Here is a 19083-nt window from a genome sequence, read left to right as displayed (position 1 = left end):
TGGAGGATGGATGCGGCGTTTGTATCAGCGGGCGACACTGCGCGACGTCGCCCAGGCGGCCGGCGTTTCGCCCTCGACTGCGTCCCGAGTGCTCAACGGCGGTGATCTCCGCGTGAGCGAGCGGCTCTCGGCGCGCGTCCTCGCAGTGGCGGAATCCCTCGGCTACGTCTCGAATCAGGCGGCTCGGGCGCTGCGGGGGCGGCGGACGGCGGTCGTGCTGCTGGCGAGCGATCCGAGGACTGCGTCCGTCGCCGCGATCGCCGCCGGAATGGAGGCGGCGGCCCGGGAGCGCGGCGCGCTGGTCAGCATCACCGGGGCCGGCAGCGGCACTGCCGCGCACCTGACGGCGCTTGAGGTGCTGCGCGCCTTGCGCCCCCGTGCACTGGTCGTGACGAGCGCGAGCTTCGCCGATGTGCCGAAGGAGCAGATCCTTCCTCAGCTCGAGCGATTCCGGGAGGACGGCTGCGGTGTCGTCTTCATCGGCGAACACGACACGCCGTTTCCGGCGGTCCGCTTCGACGACTTCGAATCCGGGAGGGCCGTCGGCCGCCATATGGGCGGGCTGGGTCGGCGCCGTGCCGCCGTATTGACCACTCCGGGGCACCCGGCGCTCGACTGCCGTGCCGAAGGGTTCCTGCGGGGATTGTCCGAGCGGGGCTTCGACCCGGGCTCAGTGGTCGTCGAGCACTGTGAGCTCAGCCGGGACGGCGGCAGGGAAGCGGCAGGCCGGCTCTCGCGGCTGCGCCCGCATCCGGACCTCGTGCTCGCGGGCAACGACGTCCTCGCGATCGGCGCATTGAACGAGTTCAGGCGTTTGGGCATCGATCTGCCGACCGGCATCGCTGTGTCCGGAGTCGACGACATCCCGCTCGCGCGTGATGTCACTCCAGCGCTAACCACCGTGGCACTCCCCTTCGAGGAGGCCGGGAGGGCGGCTCTGGAAATGTCCCTCACTCCCGATGTCCCAGCAGACGTGGTGCTGCCCGGGCGACTCATCGTCAGGGCCAGCACGATGCTGGAGCAGGTCGAAGACCGCTGAGCTGCGGGAGACTCCTAAGGGGAAAACCGGTGGTGGAGCCACGGGGGCGAGGTCCTCCTCCGTATGAGAACGCCAATCCCGGTTGCAAAGCGCTGCAGCTTGACAGGTTCTGGAACCGTTGTCATCATGGTTCGAGTCCATAGCCGGATCGTCGTCGGGGTGCTGCTCGCTCCTTGCGCTCGCGGCCGACAGCGACATCTCGCCAAGGGAGACCGAAGTGCCCATCGCCAAGCGCGGAGCCGCTTCTCGGCCGCGAACACAGGTCAGGCTGCTCGCCGCCGGTGCCCTGCTCCTCTCGCTCCTGTTCGCTCCGCACACGGCGGCAGCTGCCGATACCTTGAGCACGGTGCTGATCGATGAGCGCTTCGGCGCCCAGACCGTGCCCGCGAACTTCGGCTTTCCGGCCGGGGCCAGTATTGGCGGCGGCGTCTTGAAAGTCACGGAGAACATGCGCAACTACACGACATCGGTCAGCCGGTTCGACCCGTCGATCATGAGCGAGAAGACACTTGATCTGCGATTCGACTGGAAGACCTCGATCGCATCCGACGGGATGAAGACCGGCTTGGAGTTCCGCGACGACTTGGGACGCCTCGTCTTCGCGATCGCGGCGACCGGTTCGCAACTCCGTTACGGCCTCACCGGTCCCGACTCGAGTTCGGCCACTGCGCCCGACTCCCTCAATCCGACCTGGATCAAAACCGGCTTCGACCGCACCAAGTGGTACACCGTCGACCTGCACATAGACTTCACCCTCGGCCGGGTCCAGTACTCGATCGCCACCAAAGAGGCGTCGCCGCGAGTGATGGCCTCCGGTACCGGGGCCATCACGGGTGAGCGCCTCGCGAAGTTCGTGGCCTGCAACTACTACGGGACCGGGGTGCAGTCGATCGACAACTTCCGGCTCGCCCGGCCGGACCACGCCGCCGAAGGGGCTTTGGCCGGATCGTCGGTCTACGCCTTCGGCGACAGCATCGTCTACGGCCACAGCTACTCGCGGGGGTTCGTGAACCTGGTGGCCGAACGCGAAGGCATGGTGCTGACCAAGTACGCGGTGAACGGTGCGACCGTGGGGCCGGTGTCGGGTCCCTCCACCGGGAAGATCCTCACCCAGGTCCGGGCGGCGAGCTCGCAGGCGCCTGACTTCGTCGTCTTCGACGGCGGCACGAACGATGCGCTCACGCTCCATGAACTGGACGGTTACGAGATCGGCGCCGTCGGCGACTCCTACGACCCCGGCAGCTTCGACACCGGTACCTTCGCCGGATCGTTCGAGACGACCATCCACGCGATGAAGCAGAAGTGGCCGACCGCTCGCCTGGTCTACGTCCCCGTCCACAAGTTGGGCTCGCGTGACTGGGAGACCCAGCTCGCCCTGCGGGCGGTGACCTTGGAGGCCGCCGAGAAGTGGGGCGTGGCCGTCGCCGACGTCTTCGCCGACACGACACTCGACACCCGCATCGAAAGTCACCGTGTCGCCTACACGTTCGACGGTCTTGTCGGCGGGTTCCCGGGCACCGGTGGCACGGGCACGCATCCGAACATCGCAGGCATGACCGAGTTCTACGTCCCTGTGCTCACCATGCGACTGGCCGATCTCGCCGGGGTTGCGACGGAACGGAATTCGGGAGCCTGAGTGCCCGGGCGGTCAGCGGCGCGGCGCCGGGCCGGTCGATTCGCGCCAGACCACGTGCTGCAGCGGGCGCGGGGCGGGTTCGAGTTCGCGACCGGAGATCGCTTTGACCAGGCTCAGCATGGCGTTGCGGCCCAAGCCCTCGAGGTTGAGCTCGACGCTGGTCAGGCCCGGCGGCAGATACTGGCACGCTTCGTTGTTGTCCCAACCGGTGACGCTGACGTCGCCGGGAACGTCCAGACCGCGCTCGATCAAGGCGCGGATCGCCCCCGATGCCACGATGTCGTTGGCCGCGACGACGGCGGTGGGCATCTGCTCGTCCGATAGCGAGTGCACCGCGTCGTATCCGGACTTGCCCGACCAGTCGCCGTCGACGACGCCGGCGGACTCGAGTCCGAGCCGCTCGACCGTCTCGAGGTAGGCGGCCTTCCTGGCCCGTGCCGAGGCGAACTGCAGATTCCCAGCCACATGGAAGAACCGGCGGTGCCCGTACTCGACCAGACGCTCCATGACGGCGACCAGCGGTGAGGCGTCGGCGAGTTCGCCGATGCCGCGCATCTGGTCGTCGAAGTCGGCCGCGACGACGATCGTCCCTCCTTGCGGCAGTTGGTCTCCGACCCCAGGGGAGATCGGGGCGAGCGCCAGAACGCCCTCGACCTGCCCGGTGCCGGCGATCTCGAGCATTCGCTCGGTCCTGGCCTCGGTGTCGCCGATGACGCTGACCGCCTCGACGGAGAAGCCCGCTTCGTGGGCGGCCTCGGTCGCGCCGTGGAGCATCCGCGCGGGGTTGTAGAGCATCGTCGGAAGCAGGACCGCCAGGCGACCGGTCCGGCGCGTCCGCATCGATCTGGCGACCAGGTTCGGGCGGTAGTTCAGTTCGTTGACGGCCGCGTCGATGCGCGAGAGCGTGTCCGGCTTCAGGCCGTTCCTGGAACGCAGGTAACGGGAGACGGTCTGGTGGGAGACGCCGGCCAGGCGCGCGACCTCCTTGATCGTCGGTCGTCTCGATTCGGTGGAGCGCTCGGTCATCCGTTCGGGTTCCTCTCGCTGATTCCGATGATCATCTTGACACACGGGTGATCGTTCACTATCTTAGGCTGATCCGCAAATAGTGAACGATCACTATTTCCTGACGCAAAGGAGCGCCGATGCCGGTCCCCGATCCCGCCCGCAGCACGGGCACCGCGTGCCTGCTGGAGGCGGGGCCATGAGCGCCACCACTGAACTGCGCAATCTGGGCGGCCGCGGCTCGACCGCCAAGCGGCAGAACAAAGTGGCGTTCTGGTTCCTGCTGCCGTGGTTCCTAGGCCTGTTCGCGATCACGCTCGGCCCGATGGTCGCCTCCCTGGTCCTGAGCTTCACCGACTACAACCTGCTGCAGCCGGCAGAGTTCAACGGGCTGGAGAACTTCAGCCGGATGCTCGGCGATGCGCGACTGCACCAGTCGCTCGGCGTCACGTTCACCTACGTCCTGGTGTCCGTCCCGGTCCAGCTGGGACTCGCGCTGGGCCTGGCCATAGTGCTGGACCGCGGCGTGCGGGGCCTGGCGTTCTACCGCTCGATGTTCTACCTGCCCTCGCTGCTGGGCGCCAGCGTCGCGATCGCCGTCCTATGGCGCATGGTGTTCGGCGCCGACGGCCTGTTCAACGACGGCCTCGCCCTGTTCGGGGTCGAGGGGCGCGGTTGGATCTCCGAGCCCGAGACGGCCCTGGGCACGCTGATCACCCTGAACGTCTGGACGTTCGGCTCGCCGATGGTGATCTTCCTGGCCGGGCTGCGGCAGATCCCGCGCATGTACTACGAGGCGGCCTCGGTCGACGGCGCGAGCCGCTGGCGCCAGTTCGTGTCGGTGACGCTGCCGCTCTTGACGCCGATCATCTTCTTCAACCTGGTCCTCCAGATCATCCACGCGTTCCAGTCGTTCACCCAGGCGTTCATCGTCTCCGGGGGCACCGGCGGTCCGGCGGACTCCACCCTGTTCTACACGCTGTACCTGTACCAGCGCGGGTTCGGGAACTTCGACATGGGCTACGCCTCGGCCCTGGCCTGGCTGCTGCTGCTCATCGTCGGCGCGTTCACCGCGGTCAACTTCTGGGCTTCGAAGTATTGGGTCTTCTACAATGACTGACACCTTCGCCAAGACCACCCCCGCGGCCGGGCGGCTCGGACCGGCATCGGCCCCGCCGCGACGGGCCCGGAGCGGATTCCGACCGGTCCGCTCGATCATCAAGCACGCCTTGCTGATCTTGTGCGCGCTGGTGATGCTCTACCCGGTGCTGTGGATGGTCGTCAGCTCGCTGCGGCCCAACGACGTCATCTTCAGAGACCCCAGCCTGCTGCTGAACGACCTGGAGACCGGGAACTACGCCGAGGGCTGGAACGCCTTCGCCGACCCGTTCAGCGTCTACCTGATCAACTCCTCCATCGTCGTCCTCGGCGCGATCGTGGGGAACCTGGTCTCCTGTTCGATGGCGGCCTACGCCTTCGCCCGCCTGGAGTTCACCGCCAAACGGTGGTGGTTCGCGATCATGCTGCTCACGATCATGCTGCCGATCCACGTCATCATCGTCCCGCAGTACGTGCTGTTCGCCCAGCTCGGCTGGGTCAACACCTTCCTGCCCCTGATCGTGCCGAAGCTACTGGCCACCGACGCGTTCTTCGTGTTCCTGATGGTCCAGTTCATCCGCGGCGTCCCCATCGAACTCGACGAGGCCGCGCGTATCGACGGCGCTGGGCATCCGCGGATCTTCGCCCAGATCATCCTGCCGCTCATGGTGCCCGCGCTCGCCACCACCGCGATCTTCACCTTCATCTGGACCTGGAACGACTTCTTCTCCCAGCTGATCTACCTGACCGACCCGGACATCTACACCGTCCCGCTGGCGCTGCGCGCCTTCGTCGACGCCCAGTCCGGCACGAACTGGGGCGCCGCACTCGCCATGAGCGTGGTCTCACTCGTCCCGATCTTCCTGGTGTTCCTGTTCGGGCAGCGATTCCTGCTCAGGGGCATCGCCACCACCGGCGGCAAGTGAACCGCCGCAACCCTTCATCACAACCCTTCACAAAGGAGCAATGCCATGCAACGCAGACTCATCCTCAAAGGTCTCGGCGCCTCCGCCGTGGCCCTGCCCGGCCTGGCCGCGTGCGGCACCGGCGGCGGCGGCGACGTCGAACTGAGCGACGAACCGGTCACCATCCGCATGACGTGGTGGGGCGCGGACACCCGCGCCGAACTGACCGAACAGGCCATCGCCGCGTTCCAGAAAGAACACCCGAACATCACCGTCAAGGGCGAGTTCAAGGACTGGAACGGCTACTGGGACGCCCTCGCGACCACCACCGCCGCGAACGACTCGCCCGACGTGATCCAGATGGACGAGCTCTATCTCGCCTCCTACGGCGACAGGGGCACCCTGCTCGACCTGGCCGACACGAGCGACTTCCTCGACACTTCGGCATTCGAGGCGGCGACCCTCGAGACCGGGCAGATCGACGGTGCGCAGTACGCGATCCCGATCGGCGCGGGCATGCTCGCGAGCGTGGTCAACGCCGACCTCTTCGCCCAGTACGGCGTCGACCTGCCCGACGACACCACCTGGACCTGGGACGACTACGCCGCGATCGCCAACGAACTCACCGAGAAGAGCGGCGGGGCCATCAACGGCTCCGGCCTCACCGGCGGCACCGACGCGGGCAGCATCCGCTACTGGGCGCGCCTGCACGGCAACGAGCTCTACGGCGAGAACGGCGACGTCACTCTCGACCCGGCGGTGCTGGCCTCGCTATGGGAGTACAACCTGGGCCTGGCCGCGAGCGGCGGGATCGAGAGCGCCGCCCAATCCGTCGAGAGCCAGAGCGCCGGCATCGAAGGCGGCAGCCTGGCCACCGGCAAGATCGCCATGGGCTTCGGCTACAACACGCAGATCACGCCGCTGCTCGCCGCCAGCGGCGCCGACCTGAGGCTGCTCCAGCTGCCCGGCAACGTCGAGGCCGCCGCGAACTTCATCAAGCCGTCGATGTACTGGGCGATCTCCTCGCAGAGTGACCACCCGGCCGAGGCTGCGACCCTGATCGACTTCCTCGTGAACCACGAGGCCGCCGCCGACATCCTCGGCACCGAGCGCGGCATTCCGGCCAACCCCGCCATGCGCGAGCACGTCGCGGCCGACCTCGACGAGGGCGGGAAACTGGCCGTGGACTACATCGAATCCGCTGTCGCAGGGCCCGCCGTGGTGGTCACCCCGCCCGGCGGCAGCGGCTTCGACCCGATGATCCAGCGCTACACGCAGGAGGTCATGTTCGGCGAGCGCACTCCGCAGGACGCGGCCGAAGCGTTCATCGACGAACTCAAGTCCGAAATCGACGCCGCCGCCTAGGACGCTGTCCGAGTAGAGAAGAGCATCATGCCTGTCCCCAGACCCCCGCTCCGCTGCGGCATCATCGGCACCGGCGGGATCGCCCACGCGCACGCCCACGCCCTGACCGAACTGGGCGCCGATCTGGCGGCCGTGGCCGAGATCGACCCGGCCAGCGCCGAGGCGTTCACCGGCCGATTCCCGGTTCCCGCCGTATACGGCGACGCCGAGACCATGCTGAAGCAGGAGCGGATCGACCTGGTGCACATCTGCACGCCGCCGGGAACCCATGTGCCGCTGGCGATCGCGGCCATGCGCGCCGGGGTGCCCGCGCTGGTCGAGAAGCCGACTGCGCTGAGTCTGGCCGAGATGGACGAGCTCGTCGAGGTCGAGGCCGAAACCGGGACGCCGGTGCTGACAGTGTTCCAGCACCGGTACGGTCCGGCCGCGATCCGGCTACGGCGACTGGTCGCCTCCGGGGCGCTCGGTCGGCCACTGGTAGCGACCTGCGAGACGCTCTGGTACCGGGACGACGCCTACTTCGACATCCCCTGGCGGGGGCGATGGGAGGTCGAGGGCGGGGGGCCGACGATGGGCCACGGCATCCACCAGTTCGACCTGCTCCTGTCGATCCTCGGCCCGTGGACCGAGGTCACGGCGATGGCCGCCCGGCTGTCCCGGCCCACGAACACGGAGGACGTCTCGATGGCGCTGGCGCGCTTCGACAACGGTGCCATGGCCACAGTGGTGAACTCGGTCGTGTCGCCGCGGGAGACCTCCCGGCTCCGGTTCGACTTCGAGCACGCCACCGTCGAACTCGAGCACCTCTACGGCTACCGGGAGGCGGACTGGCGCTTCACGCCCGCGCCCGGACACGGGGAGCTCGCCGACCTTTGGAGCGCGGCCGGTGCCGACGACCCCGAGAGCGGCCACCGCCTCCAGATCGAGTCGGTACTCGACGCGATCGCGGCCGGGACCGCGCCGGGTGTCTCCCTCGCCGAGGCCCGCCGGACGCTGGAGTTCGCCGCGGCCACCTACGCCTCGGCCTTCCAGGGCCGCCCCGTCTCGGCCGGCGAGATCACCGGCTCGGATCCGTTCAATCGCAGCATGGACGGCGGCGCCGTTCCGTGGGCGCCGATCAAGGAGACTTTCGGATGAGCCACCTCCACATCCGCCACGACATCGAGAGCGCGGTGACCGTCAGCGACGGCGAGACGGACCTGTTCCGCTACGTCTACCGGCCGGACTCCCCGCAACTGGAGTCGCCCAAGCCGTACCTGCACCCGATCCGCACTCGCTCCGGGCGCCTGGTGAGCCTGTTCCGGCCCTGGGACCACGTGTGGCACAAGGGCATCGCCCTGTCGCTGCCGCACGTGGGGGAGGAGAACTTCTGGGGCGGCCCGACCTACGTCCACGGCCGGTTCTACGTGCAGTTGGAGAACAACGGCACGCAGCTGCATCGGCGGTTCACCCGCATGGAGCAGGTCGACGGGACTGCCGAACTGGTCCACGAACTGGACTGGAACACTCAGGGCGGGGCCCCGTGGCTCACCGAGCGCCGAGCGCTGAGCGCACGTCTGCTCTCGACCGAGGCCTGGATGCTGACCTTCGAAACCGAGCTCCGCAACGTCTCAGGCGCGGATATCGCGATCGGCTCGCCGACCACGAAGGGTCGTGAGAACGCCGGCTACGGCGGCCTGTTCTGGCGTGGGCCGCGCGCGTTCACCGGCGGCCTGCTCGTCACGGCCGAAGGCTCCGGTTCCGGCAACGACATGCGCGGTCAGCGCCACGAGTGGATGGGCTTCGCCGGACGCCACGACGACATCGACGCCACCTCGCTGGTGGTCATGGTCGACTACGCCGCGAACCCGCACCATCCGCCGCAGTGGTTCGCCCGCAGCGAGGAGTTCGCGTGCCTCAATCCCGCGCCGTTCTTCAGCGAGGAGCTGACCGTTCCCAGTGGTGCGTCGGTCGGGTTCCGCTATGGCGTGGGCATCGCCGATGCGGACGCCGACGCGGCGCAGGAACTGGCGGAGGCGGTGCGCAAGTCGCTTTGATCGAATCGCCATGAGGTGAGGAGGCTTGTGATTGTATCGATAAACTTTCTGCTTCCAGACGAGTAGGTGCGCTGCCGCCTGAGCGGATTCGATGGTCTGTATGAATCCCCAGGTAGGAGCGTACATTGTCGTGCCCTGATTCCGTAGGGGTGATTTTTCGGATCGGGTTCCATGTCGATCGGTGGCCCTGCGGGCTTGGGCACGACCTTGCCCTATTTCAGCCTTGAACTCGTAAAACTCTTCCATCAAGGACATTGACGGAGTTGAGTGTTACGATATAACGTAGTTTTGGGAGTTGACCAAACAAATTGCTCGTCCGCGACCGCTCCCGGTCCGACGGCACCGCCACGAAAGGACCTGAGATGCCCCCCGAAACCCGAAGGGCGCCTGCAAAACGCCTGCTGCTCGGCATCGTCGCCGCGTTCTGCATCGCCCTGGCGTCGACGCTCGTCACGGCCACGCCGGCCCAAGCCGCGAGCACCTGCAACAAGGGCGAGACCATCGCCATGGGCAAGTACTACGTGACCAACAACCTGTGGGGCAACGGCTCCGGCACCGGCTGGCAGTGCACATGGAACAACTGGCAGTCCGGCGACACCATCGGATGGGGCACTTCCTGGGAGTGGAGCGGGTCGTCCTACTCGGTCAAGAGCTTCTCCAGCTCGGTCCTCGGCTGGCACTGGGGCTGGCAGCGTCCTGGCACCGAACTGCCGGTGCGGCTCAGCGACAACCGCAGTGTCGCGACGAGCTGGAACTACAGCGTGAACGCGTCGGGCACGATGAACGTCGCCTACGACCTGTGGCTGCACCCCCAGTCGAATCCCGACTGGTCCAACAACCCGACCGACGAGATCATGATCTGGCCCTACAAGATCGGCGGGGCCGGTCCGGCCGGCACCAGGCAGGCCACCGTCACCCTCGCCGGCGGCACCTGGGACCTGTACCGCGGCTGGATCGACGCGGGGAACGGCGTCGGCTGGAACGTGTTCTCCTTCGTCCGCACCTCGAACACCACCTCCGTGAACGTCGACCTGCGCGACTTCACGGGCAACCTCGTGAACCGGGGATGGCTCAGCAACAGCAAGTACCTCACCAGCGTCCAGGCCGGCACCGAGGTCTTCACCGGCAAGGGCCAGCTCAACACCAGCAGCTACTGGGTCGACGTGCGATAGCGCCGGCCGCCTTGGGCCGCAAGCACTCAGCGAGCCGGCCCAAATGTACCCATGCGACGAACGAGCGGCCATCGCCACGATGGCCGCTCACTTCACCGCGAACTCCCGCTCATTCGAGCATTCCCTCGAACGCAGTTCCACCGAAAGGACAGCGACGTGGCCACTCCCTCAAACGGGTCGATCTTCCGACGCCGATCACTACTCAAGGCCGCCGGCCTCGGCGCGGCCGGCGCCGCCGGTCTCCCCCTCATCGCCGCGTGCAGCGACATCCAGAGCAGCGAAGGCAGCACCCAGGTCACCGAAGGGTTCGACTTCCTGCCGCAGTACAAGGAATGGCCGCTCCCGGTCGAACCCGACCTCGTGGGCGAACCCCCGAACCACCGATCCGGATTCACCGCCTACCCCGAGCCGGCCCAGGCCATCCCCGAGCCCCCCGCGAACGCCGGCGCCTACCGGATCACCGTTCCGACCTGGGGCACACCCCCTCCCAGCGACGACTCCTACTTCGCCGCGGTTCAAGAAGCATGGGGCGGCACGGTCATCGAACTGGCGCACGCGGACGGCAACACCTACGCCGAGACCTCGAACCAGTGGCTCCAGGCCGGCGAGTTCGGCGACGGCATCCACATGTTCAGCTGGATGCTCGGCGCCCACCCCAACTTTCGGGAGACCGTCGTCAACCGGTTCTACGACCTGACCGACATCCTCACCGGCGACATCTCCGAGCGCTGGCCCCTGCTCGCCGGCCGGGCCACAGAGGCCTGGGGCAAATCGGTCTGGTCGAGCGACCCCGAGGACCCCGAGAGCGCCCGCCTCTACGGCATCCCCGGCAGTCTGGCCGGCGGCCCGCAGAACGGCATGTACGTCCGCACCGACCTGCTCGAGGCGGCGGACCTGGCCGTTCCCACCACAGTGGATGAAGTGCTCGAGGTCGCCCGCACCTGGTCCGACGACGCGGCCGGCAGATGGGCTTTCTACGGACTCGACTACCTCACCCCCCAGTGGTTCGGCCTGGCCTCCGGCAACGGCTGGGCCTGGATCGACGGGAAGCTCGTCCACAACTGCGAACGCCCCGAGTACACCGAATGGCTCGAATTCCGGCGCACCGTCTGGGATGAGAAGCTCATCCACCCTGACGCCCCCACGGCCTCGCTGGATCCCAAGGAGCTGCACAAGGCGGGAACGACCCTGTTCCACCAGGACGGCATGTCCTATTGGGGTGACTTCAGCGGCGCCGTCACCAGAGGCGAGATCGAGGGCGCCGTCGTCCCGCTCGGCCCCGTGGCCGCGGGCGGAAGGACCCCGGTGGTGTTCGGCACGGCCGACGTCGAGGGCTGGCTCTTCCTCAGCAAGAGTCTCTCCGCGGCGCAGGTCGAGGAGATCCTCGACGTCGCCAATTTCTGCGCCGCTCCGTTCGGCACGATCGAGAACCAGCTGCTCGACTACGGCATCGAGGGCGAGCACTTCGAGTTCGACGCCGAGGGCGTCCCGCGGACGACCGACCACGGCAGTGCGACCATCGGCGGCTACTACGGCATCTCCGGCAAGGTCCAGCTGTTCCACACCGGTGACCCGGTGCTCGTCCAACAGCGGTTCGACTACGACGCCTCGGTGCTGGACTACCTCGAGAAGGACCTCTTCGAAGGCATCCGCGTCGAAGCTCCCGCTGACTTCATCTCGGCGTCGCAGACGCTGAAGGACCAGGAGGCCGACGTGGTCTACGGGCGCTCCGAGATCGCGGACATCCCGGCCATGGTCGAGACCTTCCTGACCAACGGCGGCGAAGCCGCGCGAGCGCCGTTCACCGACGCCTACAAGATCGTCAACGGCGAGTAAGCGAAGGCGGGGGAGCGGCGGCACCGCCGATCGGATGAGACCGCTCCCCCTCGGCCGCTATTCCTCCGAAAAGGAGTCCTCATGGCAATGCAACGACGAACGTTCCTGAACCTGGGCGCGGCCGGTGTCTTCGGCGCGGGCGCGTCCCTGCTCGGCACCGCCCAAGCGAGCGCCGAACCCGCCCCTGCCAATCCGTTCGCCGTGGGCGTGCGCCGGTACGACTGGTACCGCGGCACGCGCCCGGTCACGACCTACGTCTACTACCCGGCCACCGGCACCGCCGGTGGCACCCCGGTCGCGAACGCGCCGGTCGCCGACGGCGTCTTCCCCGTCTACGCCTACACCCACGGCCTGGGCGGCAACCCGGCGAACTCCACATTCGCCCCGGGACTCGCCTCGGCGGGGTTCATCGTCCCGTCCCCGCACTTCCAGCACACCCTGGACGACGTCAACAGCGGCAACACGTCCCGCGACGTCTCCCAGGCCCTCACGAACACCCTCGCGCTCAACACCAGCGGGCCGCTCGCCGGACACATCCGCACCGACATCGGCGTGGGCGCCTGCGGCCACTCGATGGGCGGCATGACCACCCACGGCCTGCTCACCACCTGGCCCGACAGCCGCATCGTCTCGGCCAACCCGCAGTCGTGCCTCGACATGGGCACCCCGTCCAGATCGGTCAACGCCAAGGTCCTGTTCGTGCACGGCGACCAGGACTCGACGACCGCGTACTCATCAGGCCGGCAGGCCTACAACGAGATCACCTGGCCGAAGGCGTTCCTCACCTTCGTCGGCGGTAGCCACACGAGCTTCTGGGACGACCAGCGCTTCAGGAAGACCGTCGCCAACTGGGCGCGCTGGACGTTGTACGGCGACACCGCGGCCAGGGACCGCCTGCCGATCGACGCTGCCGGCTCCGGCACCAAGTGGGAGGCCGTGCTGGGCGAGACGTCAGGCGGGTCGGGTGCCTTCCGGCTCATCGCGCAGCACAGCGGGAAGTACGCCGACATCAACGGAGTCTCGACCAGTGCGGGGGCGCTGCTGCACCAGTGGTCGGGCACGGGCCGGACCAACCAGGAGTTCGAGTTCGTCGACGCGGGCGAGGGCCATTTCAAGATCAAGGCCCGCCACTCCGGGCTGGTCCTTCAAGCGGCTGGCAACGCGAACGGCGCCGACATCACCCAGCAGGCCGACACCGGCGCCACAAGCCAGCACTGGCGCCTGACCGACCACGGCGGCGGCGTCGTCAGCATCATCAACCGCCAGTCCGGCCTCGCCATGGACGTCTGGGGATGGTCCACTGCAGACGGCGCGCGGATCTCGCAGTACACGTACAGCGGTGGCGCCAACCAGCGCTTCACCCGCCAAGCTACCTGAGGCCGGTCAGGCGGTCGGCCCCCTTGACGGCCGGACCACGGTCCGGCCGTCCAGACGTGTCTTCAGTGGGACGGCGACGCAGTTCGCACCTGCCTATCTGCTTCGGCTGCGCCCGATCCCGTGATGCATGCCGCGAGGACCGCGGCCGCTGCGGACACCGAAGCGCCGACGAGCAGGCCTGACCGCTCCCGAAGGCCGTCCAGTGTCATCGAAGGTCTGTTTTGGATTTTCAACGCCCGTCCTTGTTTCAGTGCAGTTGGTTTCGACCAGTCGTCCATGTTCAAGCCTGCGGCGGCGAACGCCGCGCAGATCTCGGGCGCCGCCCGCTTCGCGGCATCGTCCATGTCCGAAGGGACGAGGTGTTCGCTGCCGATGTGCTCGTCGAGGCCGGGCCGAGCTCAATGTGCTGCGAACACTCGGTGGCCGCGCCCGCGGGCCCCGCTCGACACGGGATGACCCCGAGTATAAGTAAGTCACACGTGTTACTAGAATTAGTCACACGTGTTGACCAGGGATGAAGATCTTGACGGTTTAGTACCCGAGAGCCCTGGCCGAATTTGACGAAGGAGTCAATGTGGCATCCCCCCAAGAATCCGAGGCCCCCGTTGCCGTAGCCCGCGCGGCGGTCGGCACTTCCCTCCCGGCGGACGGCAAGCCGCTGGAGTCCCCGCCCGTCCACGTCGCCGAGACGCCCGTACGCATGGGGGAGCGGCTCGCCTACAGTGTCGGCGACATCGGCGGCAACCTGATCTTCGCGGCCGTGTCGTCGTTCGTGCTGTTCTACTTCACGGACACCGTCGGCATCGGTGCGGCGATCGCCGGCACGATCATCCTGCTCGGACGCGTTCTCGACGGCACGATGGACCTCGTCATCGGCACCATGATCGACAAGACGAGGACCCGCTGGGGCAAGGCCCGCCCCTGGGTGCTCTTGAGCACCCCGGTCGTCGTGCTGGCGTTCATCGGCCTCTTCAACGTGCCGGCCGGGCTGAGCTCGACCGGCAAGGAGATCTACGCGTTCGTCTTCTACTTCCTGTGCCTGGCGATCGGCTACACCGGGTCCAACCTCGCCTATCACACGCTGCTCTCAGTGATCACCTCCGACGGCAAGACACGGGTCAGCCTGACGGTGATGCGCACATTCGCCGCCCTCACGGCGACATTGCTCGTCAACTTCTTCACGATCCCGCTGATCGCGCGGTTCGGCGGCGGACAGGACGGCTGGACGACGGTCGTGACGATCTACGGCGCGGTCGCCGCGATCACCTTCATCGTCGTGTTCCTCGGCACGAAGGAGCGCGTGACCACCACGGTGGCAAGCGACCACAGCGCCGCCCGCCCGGTCCGTGAGCTGCTCCTCATCCTGTTGAAGAATCCCTACTTCTACCTCGGTTTCGCCTTGTTCCTCACCCAGAACCTGGCCGCCGGTGTCGGTGGTGCCGGGATCTACTTCGCCCGCGACGTGCTCGGCGACGCCGGCCTCTACGGCTTCTTCAGCCTGGCCGGCATCGGACCGCTGCTCATCGGCATGTGGTTCATGCCCGCCATAACCGCGCGATTCGGTAAGCGGCTGCCGTTCCTCGTCGGCTCGGCAGTGGCGGTGGTTGGCCTGCTGATCGCACTGATCGACCCGACCGACTTCAACGTAGTGATCGCGGGCGCCGTGATCCGGGCGATCGGCACGATCCCGGTCTCCGCCGCGCTCTTCGCGCTCATCGCCGACATCGTCGACTACGGCGAGTGGAAGACCGGCGTGCGCATCGACGGGATGACGTACTCCGCGGCGACCGCGGGCCAGAACCTCGGCGCCGGCGTCGGCGCCGCACTCATCGGCTGGCTCCTGGCGTTCGCGCAGTACGACGGCACCGCCGCCGTGCAGCCGCAAACCGCGGTCGATATGGAGGTCTTCCTCTACCTCGGGGTGCCGCTCATCGTCTACGTGCTGCAGTTCGTGGTGGTCGTCTTCCTCAATCTCGACCGCTTCCAGCCGGGGATGACCGAGGACCTCATCGCGCGCCGCGCCGGCGCCACCCCGGCGGCCCAAGACTGAGCCGTCCTGACTGCGACCCGATCCAACACGCCCGCAACCAGAAAGCACCCGCATGACTCGCCATTCCTTCAACCGTCACTGGACGGTGCGTCCCAAAACGAGTCTCTTCGCGCAGCTCGGCCGCCCCGCTGAGGCAGCAGAGGAGATCACCCTGCCCCATGACGCCCTCTTCGCAGAGGAGCGGTCGGCGGCCAACCCCGGCAAGACCGCCTACTTCCCGAGCGCCGCCTACGAATACTCGAAGACCTTCGACGTGCCGGAGTCGTACCGAACCAAGCGGGTGGCCATCGAATTCCAAGGGGCACACCGCGACGCGATGGTCTACCTCAACGACGCCTTCGCCGGGCAATGCCCGTTCGGCTATTCCGCCTTCACCGTGCCGCTCGACGACCACCTCCGCTACGGCGAGCAGAACACCATCACGGTGGAGGTGCGGGCGCATGACGACTCCCGCTGGTACACAGGGGCGGGCCTGTACCGCGAGTCGACCCTCATCGTGACCGAGCTGATCCGGATCGGCCTCGACGGGCCCCGCGTCGCCACTCCGGACATCGACGCCGAACGCGCGATCGTCGAGATCGCGGTGCCCGTTGACCACCGCGGCCTCGCCGCCGAGACGGTCACGGTGCGGACAGAACTGCGGGACCCTGCAGGCACGGTCATCGCTGGCACGAGTGCACCGATCACCGTGCGCGCCGGTACCACCGGGATCGCCAGGCAGCGGCTCCTCGTCCCGGATCCGAAGCTCTGGAACGTCGACACGCCTCATCTCTACAGCGCCAGCGTCCGGCTCGAGCAGGACGGGGCGGTGCTCGACGAGCGTCGCACCAGCGTCGGCATCCGACGCCTGCAGCTCGACCCCGTGCACGGCCTGCGCATCAACGGCGTGCCGACGAAGCTGCGTGGGGCATGCATCCACCACGACAACGGGCTGCTCGGGGCGGCGGCCTTCGCCCGCGCGGAGGAGCGAAAGATCGAGCTGCTGAAGGCTGCGGGCTTCAATGCGATCCGCAGCTCGCACAATCCGGCCAGCTCGGCCCTGCTTGACGCGTGCGACCGTGTCGGCATGCTCGTCATGGACGAGGCCTTCGACATCTGGACCGAGAGCAAATCGAACTTCGACTACTCGCTGTCCTTTCCCGAATGGTGGGAACGCGACATCGAGGCATTCGTGACCAAGAACCGCAACCACCCCAGCGTCATCTTCTACTCGATCGGCAATGAGATCCCCGAATCCGGCCACCCGCTCGGCTCTGAATGGGGCCGGCGTCTCGCCGAGAAGATCCGCGAACTCGACGACACCCGGTTCATCACCAACGGCGTGAACGGTTTCGTCTCCACCCTCAAGACCCTGCTGCCGATGATGCAGCAGCGCAGCGCGCCCGGTGGCGACGGCGGAGTCAACGACGCCATGGGCGCCGGCGACATGCTCAACCGTGTCAACACCTCGACCATCGTCACCGAGCGCACCGCCGAGTCCTACGCACTGCTCGACGCAGCGGGCATGAACTACGGCGACGCCCGGTACGAAATGGACAGCGAGCTCTTCCCCAACCGCGTCATCATCGGCACCGAGACCTTCCCACCGCACATCGACGTCAACTGGGCTCTGGTCCGCAAGCACGCCAACGTCCTCGGCGACTTCACCTGGACTGGATGGGACTACCTCGGCGAAGTCGGCATCGGGCGCAACCAGTTCCTCGACGAGCCGTCCGCGTTCGAGGCGCCGTTCCCCTGGCTCACCGCCTGGTGCGGCGACCTCGACCTGACCGGCCACCGCCGACCGGCGTCCTACTACCGTGAGATCGTCTTCGGCCTGCGCACCGAGCCGTACATCGCGGTCATCGACCCCTCGGCCGTGGGCCGCGCCACCCGGCCCGGACAGTGGGCCTGGAGCGAGAGCATCGCCAGCTGGGACTGGGCGGTCGAAGCCGGGACCGACATGCGCGCCGAGGTCTACAGCGACGCGGAGGAAGTGGAGCTGGTGATCAACGGCCGCTCGCTCGGCACGCTCCCGGCGGGGCGGGACCACCGCTTCCAGGCCGTATTCGACCTGCTGTACGAGCCCGGAACCATCGAGGCGTTCGCCGTGCGGGGCGGGCAGCGCGCCGAGCGGTTCGCGCTGCGATCGAGCGCGGGTGACGCCGACCTTTCGGTCACCGTCGACCGCGACACCATCCGAGCCGACGACGGCGATCTCGCCTACCTGGACATCGAGTTGCGCGACGGCGCCGGAACCCTCGTGACCGACGCCGATCGGACCGTCTCCGTGACGGTCGAGGGCGCGGCGCTCGCGGCGGTCGGCAGCGGTCGACCCGACAACATCGAGCGGTTCGACCAAGGGAAGCACTCGACATATCGCGGACGAGTTCAGGCGATCATTCGGCCGACCGGGATCGGCCCCGTGGCGGTCACCGTCAGTGCCGAAGGTCTTGCAGACCGCTTGGTGCACCTCTCAGTCGAATGACGCCCGCAGCAAGGGTTTAGGAGCTCTCCCGTTCCACGAGCGTGAAGCGGTGCACCGGCTCGGCTGCGGCGTCCACGTCACGGCCGAGCCGGCGTTCGAGCTGGATCGACAGCAGGTCGACCATCGCCGGAAAGCCGGTGTCGATCGTCGACAGGGTCGGCGCGCTCAGTGCGCTCATCGGCGTGTTGTCGACACCGACCAGGGAGACCATCTCGGGCACATGCACGCCTTCACGCCGTGCACCGGCGAGCAGCGCCATTCCCACATCGTCGTTGTAGCAGGCGATCCCCGCCGGGCCGCCGACCTCGAGGACCTCTCGCAGTGCCGCCGCACCGCCCTCGACCGTGAGCGGCACGGAGACCGAGCGCGGCGGCTCCAGGCCGCGTTGCTCGCAGAAGCGCTGCAGCGCCTTGAACCGATGGGGTCCGTAGGCGTCAATGCGGTTGTCAGAGAGGGACGCGAACCAGAGCCGGCGCGGACCCCGGCGCAGCAGCGCATCGGCCTGGATCTCACCGATGCCCCCATCGGGCTGCCCGTCGCCGCGCCGCAGTGACGACACGACGATCACGCCGGTCTTCTCGACGTTCTCCCGATCCTCGGCACCGAGTACGCCGAAGTCGACGACGGCCAAGGGTCGTAGTGCCCGTACGGCGTCCAGTGTCGCGTCGATGGTCGTGCTGGCGAAGCGGACGACCACGTTGCCGCCGAAGGTGTCGGAGTGCTCCACGACGCGGTCCACGGCGTCTTGCAGGTTGCTCCCGAACGTCGTGTTCGGGAGGAGCACGATGACGGTGTCACTGCGTCCGCTCACGAGCGACCGCCCTGCGGACGAAGGCCGGTAACGCAGCCGCTCGGCGGCTTCGAGCACTCGCCGACGCGTCTCATCGGGGAAGCGGTCGAGCTTGCCGTTGAGGATGAAGCTCACCGTCGACCGTGAGACCCCGGCCAGGCGAGCCACGTCGGCGGCAGTGGCCGGCTTCTCCAAGACAGGCTCAGACGTCATCCCACCATTCTGATCGACGCGCCGCCGCCGACCCAAGCGGGCTGGTCGCACTGCTCAGGGGGGCATGCTTCGTGCTGAGCATGTCTGAGGAGAT

At 67.6% G+C, this 19083-nt stretch carries 15 protein-coding genes; 12 read left to right on the top strand and 3 right to left on the bottom strand.

Annotated features, from left to right (window positions below; translation table 11 throughout):
• Positions 1–10: 10 nt before the first annotated feature.
• Positions 11–1039, top strand: a complete 1029-nt coding sequence (locus O2L01_RS13870; RefSeq protein ID WP_270122540.1) for a LacI family DNA-binding transcriptional regulator — start codon at positions 11–13, stop codon at positions 1037–1039.
• 346 nt (positions 1040–1385) lie between these two features.
• Positions 1386–2675 (top strand): SGNH/GDSL hydrolase family protein, encoded by a 1290-nt coding sequence (locus O2L01_RS13865; protein ID WP_270122539.1) that lies wholly within the window; start codon positions 1386–1388, stop codon positions 2673–2675.
• A gap of 12 nt (positions 2676–2687) precedes the next feature.
• On the opposite strand, the gene O2L01_RS13860 is transcribed toward O2L01_RS13865, so the two are convergent.
• Entirely contained in the window at positions 2688–3701 is a 1014-nt protein-coding gene (locus O2L01_RS13860; protein WP_270122538.1) for a LacI family DNA-binding transcriptional regulator, read from the bottom strand.
• Between the two features lie 178 nt (positions 3702–3879).
• On the opposite strand from O2L01_RS13860, the gene O2L01_RS13855 reads away from it, so the two are divergent.
• The 8 genes from O2L01_RS13855 to O2L01_RS13820 all read left to right on the top strand — a co-directional run bounded on the left by O2L01_RS13855 (position 3880) and on the right by O2L01_RS13820 (position 13469).
• A complete protein-coding gene (locus tag O2L01_RS13855; protein ID WP_270122537.1) occupies positions 3880–4800 on the top strand; it encodes a carbohydrate ABC transporter permease in 921 nt (306 codons plus the stop codon).
• Positions 4793–5704, top strand: coding sequence for a carbohydrate ABC transporter permease (locus O2L01_RS13850; RefSeq protein ID WP_270122536.1), 912 nt, complete (start codon positions 4793–4795; stop codon positions 5702–5704). Before O2L01_RS13855 ends, O2L01_RS13850 begins: the two co-directional genes overlap by 8 nt.
• Before the next feature lie 45 nt (positions 5705–5749).
• Positions 5750–7048: an ABC transporter substrate-binding protein gene (locus tag O2L01_RS13845; protein WP_270122535.1), complete on the top strand. Its 1299-nt coding sequence runs from the start codon at positions 5750–5752 to the stop codon at positions 7046–7048.
• Positions 7049–7075: 27 nt separating this feature from the next.
• Positions 7076–8185 (top strand): Gfo/Idh/MocA family protein, encoded by a 1110-nt coding sequence (locus O2L01_RS13840; protein WP_270122534.1) that lies wholly within the window; start codon positions 7076–7078, stop codon positions 8183–8185.
• Positions 8182–9084 (top strand): DUF6807 domain-containing protein, encoded by a 903-nt coding sequence (locus tag O2L01_RS13835; RefSeq protein WP_270122533.1) that lies wholly within the window; start codon positions 8182–8184, stop codon positions 9082–9084. Before O2L01_RS13840 ends, O2L01_RS13835 begins: the two co-directional genes overlap by 4 nt.
• 362 nt (positions 9085–9446) lie before the next feature.
• Positions 9447–10256: a GH12 family glycosyl hydrolase domain-containing protein gene (locus O2L01_RS13830; protein WP_270122532.1), complete on the top strand. Its 810-nt coding sequence runs from the start codon at positions 9447–9449 to the stop codon at positions 10254–10256.
• A gap of 156 nt (positions 10257–10412) precedes the next feature.
• Complete coding sequence (locus O2L01_RS13825; RefSeq protein ID WP_270122531.1) at positions 10413–12092, top strand: type 2 periplasmic-binding domain-containing protein; 1680 nt, start codon at positions 10413–10415, stop codon at positions 12090–12092.
• 87 nt (positions 12093–12179) lie between these two features.
• Positions 12180–13469 (top strand): RICIN domain-containing protein, encoded by a 1290-nt coding sequence (locus O2L01_RS13820; protein WP_270122530.1) that lies wholly within the window; start codon positions 12180–12182, stop codon positions 13467–13469.
• A 62-nt stretch (positions 13470–13531) separates the two neighbouring features.
• Here O2L01_RS13820 and O2L01_RS13815 read toward each other — a convergent pair whose 3' ends face one another.
• Positions 13532–13813, bottom strand: coding sequence for a hypothetical protein (locus O2L01_RS13815; RefSeq protein WP_270122529.1), 282 nt, complete (start codon positions 13811–13813; stop codon positions 13532–13534).
• A 230-nt stretch (positions 13814–14043) separates the two neighbouring features.
• Here O2L01_RS13815 and O2L01_RS13810 point away from each other — a divergent pair, with 230 nt between their 5' ends.
• Together O2L01_RS13810 and O2L01_RS13805 are read left to right on the top strand one after the other, a co-directional pair.
• A complete protein-coding gene (locus O2L01_RS13810) occupies positions 14044–15519 on the top strand; it encodes an MFS transporter (RefSeq protein WP_270122528.1) in 1476 nt (491 codons plus the stop codon).
• Between the two features lie 52 nt (positions 15520–15571).
• Complete coding sequence (locus O2L01_RS13805) at positions 15572–17986, top strand: glycoside hydrolase family 2 TIM barrel-domain containing protein (protein WP_270122527.1); 2415 nt, start codon at positions 15572–15574, stop codon at positions 17984–17986.
• A gap of 16 nt (positions 17987–18002) precedes the next feature.
• Here O2L01_RS13805 and O2L01_RS13800 read toward each other — a convergent pair whose 3' ends face one another.
• Complete coding sequence (locus tag O2L01_RS13800; protein ID WP_270122526.1) at positions 18003–18989, bottom strand: LacI family DNA-binding transcriptional regulator; 987 nt, start codon at positions 18987–18989, stop codon at positions 18003–18005.
• Between the last annotated feature and the right edge of the window lie 94 nt (positions 18990–19083).

Source organism: Glycomyces lechevalierae (assembly GCF_027622945.1).
In the GTDB taxonomy this organism is placed as follows: domain Bacteria; phylum Actinomycetota; class Actinomycetes; order Mycobacteriales; family Micromonosporaceae; genus Glycomyces; species Glycomyces rutgersensis.
Note: the sequence above shows the minus strand (reverse complement) of the source record. Positions and strands in the feature narration are given on the sequence as shown.

Excerpts from the sequence above, each read along its gene's own strand:
- O2L01_RS13830 (WP_270122532.1), top strand. The coding sequence starts at position 9,447 with ATGCCCCCCGAAACCCGAAGGGCGCCTGCAAAACGCCTGCTGCTCGGC.
- O2L01_RS13820 (WP_270122530.1), top strand. The coding sequence starts at position 12,180 with ATGCAACGACGAACGTTCCTGAACCTGGGCGCGGCCGGTGTCTTCGGC.
- O2L01_RS13860 (WP_270122538.1), bottom strand. The coding sequence starts at position 3,701 with ATGACCGAGCGCTCCACCGAATCGAGACGACCGACGATCAAGGAGGTC.
- O2L01_RS13805 (WP_270122527.1), top strand. The coding sequence starts at position 15,572 with ATGACTCGCCATTCCTTCAACCGTCACTGGACGGTGCGTCCCAAAACG.
- O2L01_RS13845 (WP_270122535.1), top strand. The coding sequence starts at position 5,750 with ATGCAACGCAGACTCATCCTCAAAGGTCTCGGCGCCTCCGCCGTGGCC.
- O2L01_RS13835 (WP_270122533.1), top strand. The coding sequence starts at position 8,182 with ATGAGCCACCTCCACATCCGCCACGACATCGAGAGCGCGGTGACCGTC.
- O2L01_RS13870 (WP_270122540.1), top strand. The coding sequence starts at position 11 with ATGCGGCGTTTGTATCAGCGGGCGACACTGCGCGACGTCGCCCAGGCG.
- O2L01_RS13840 (WP_270122534.1), top strand. The coding sequence starts at position 7,076 with ATGCCTGTCCCCAGACCCCCGCTCCGCTGCGGCATCATCGGCACCGGC.
- O2L01_RS13850 (WP_270122536.1), top strand. The coding sequence starts at position 4,793 with ATGACTGACACCTTCGCCAAGACCACCCCCGCGGCCGGGCGGCTCGGA.
- O2L01_RS13855 (WP_270122537.1), top strand. The coding sequence starts at position 3,880 with ATGAGCGCCACCACTGAACTGCGCAATCTGGGCGGCCGCGGCTCGACC.
- O2L01_RS13800 (WP_270122526.1), bottom strand. The coding sequence starts at position 18,989 with ATGACGTCTGAGCCTGTCTTGGAGAAGCCGGCCACTGCCGCCGACGTG.
- O2L01_RS13815 (WP_270122529.1), bottom strand. The coding sequence starts at position 13,813 with ATGGACGATGCCGCGAAGCGGGCGGCGCCCGAGATCTGCGCGGCGTTC.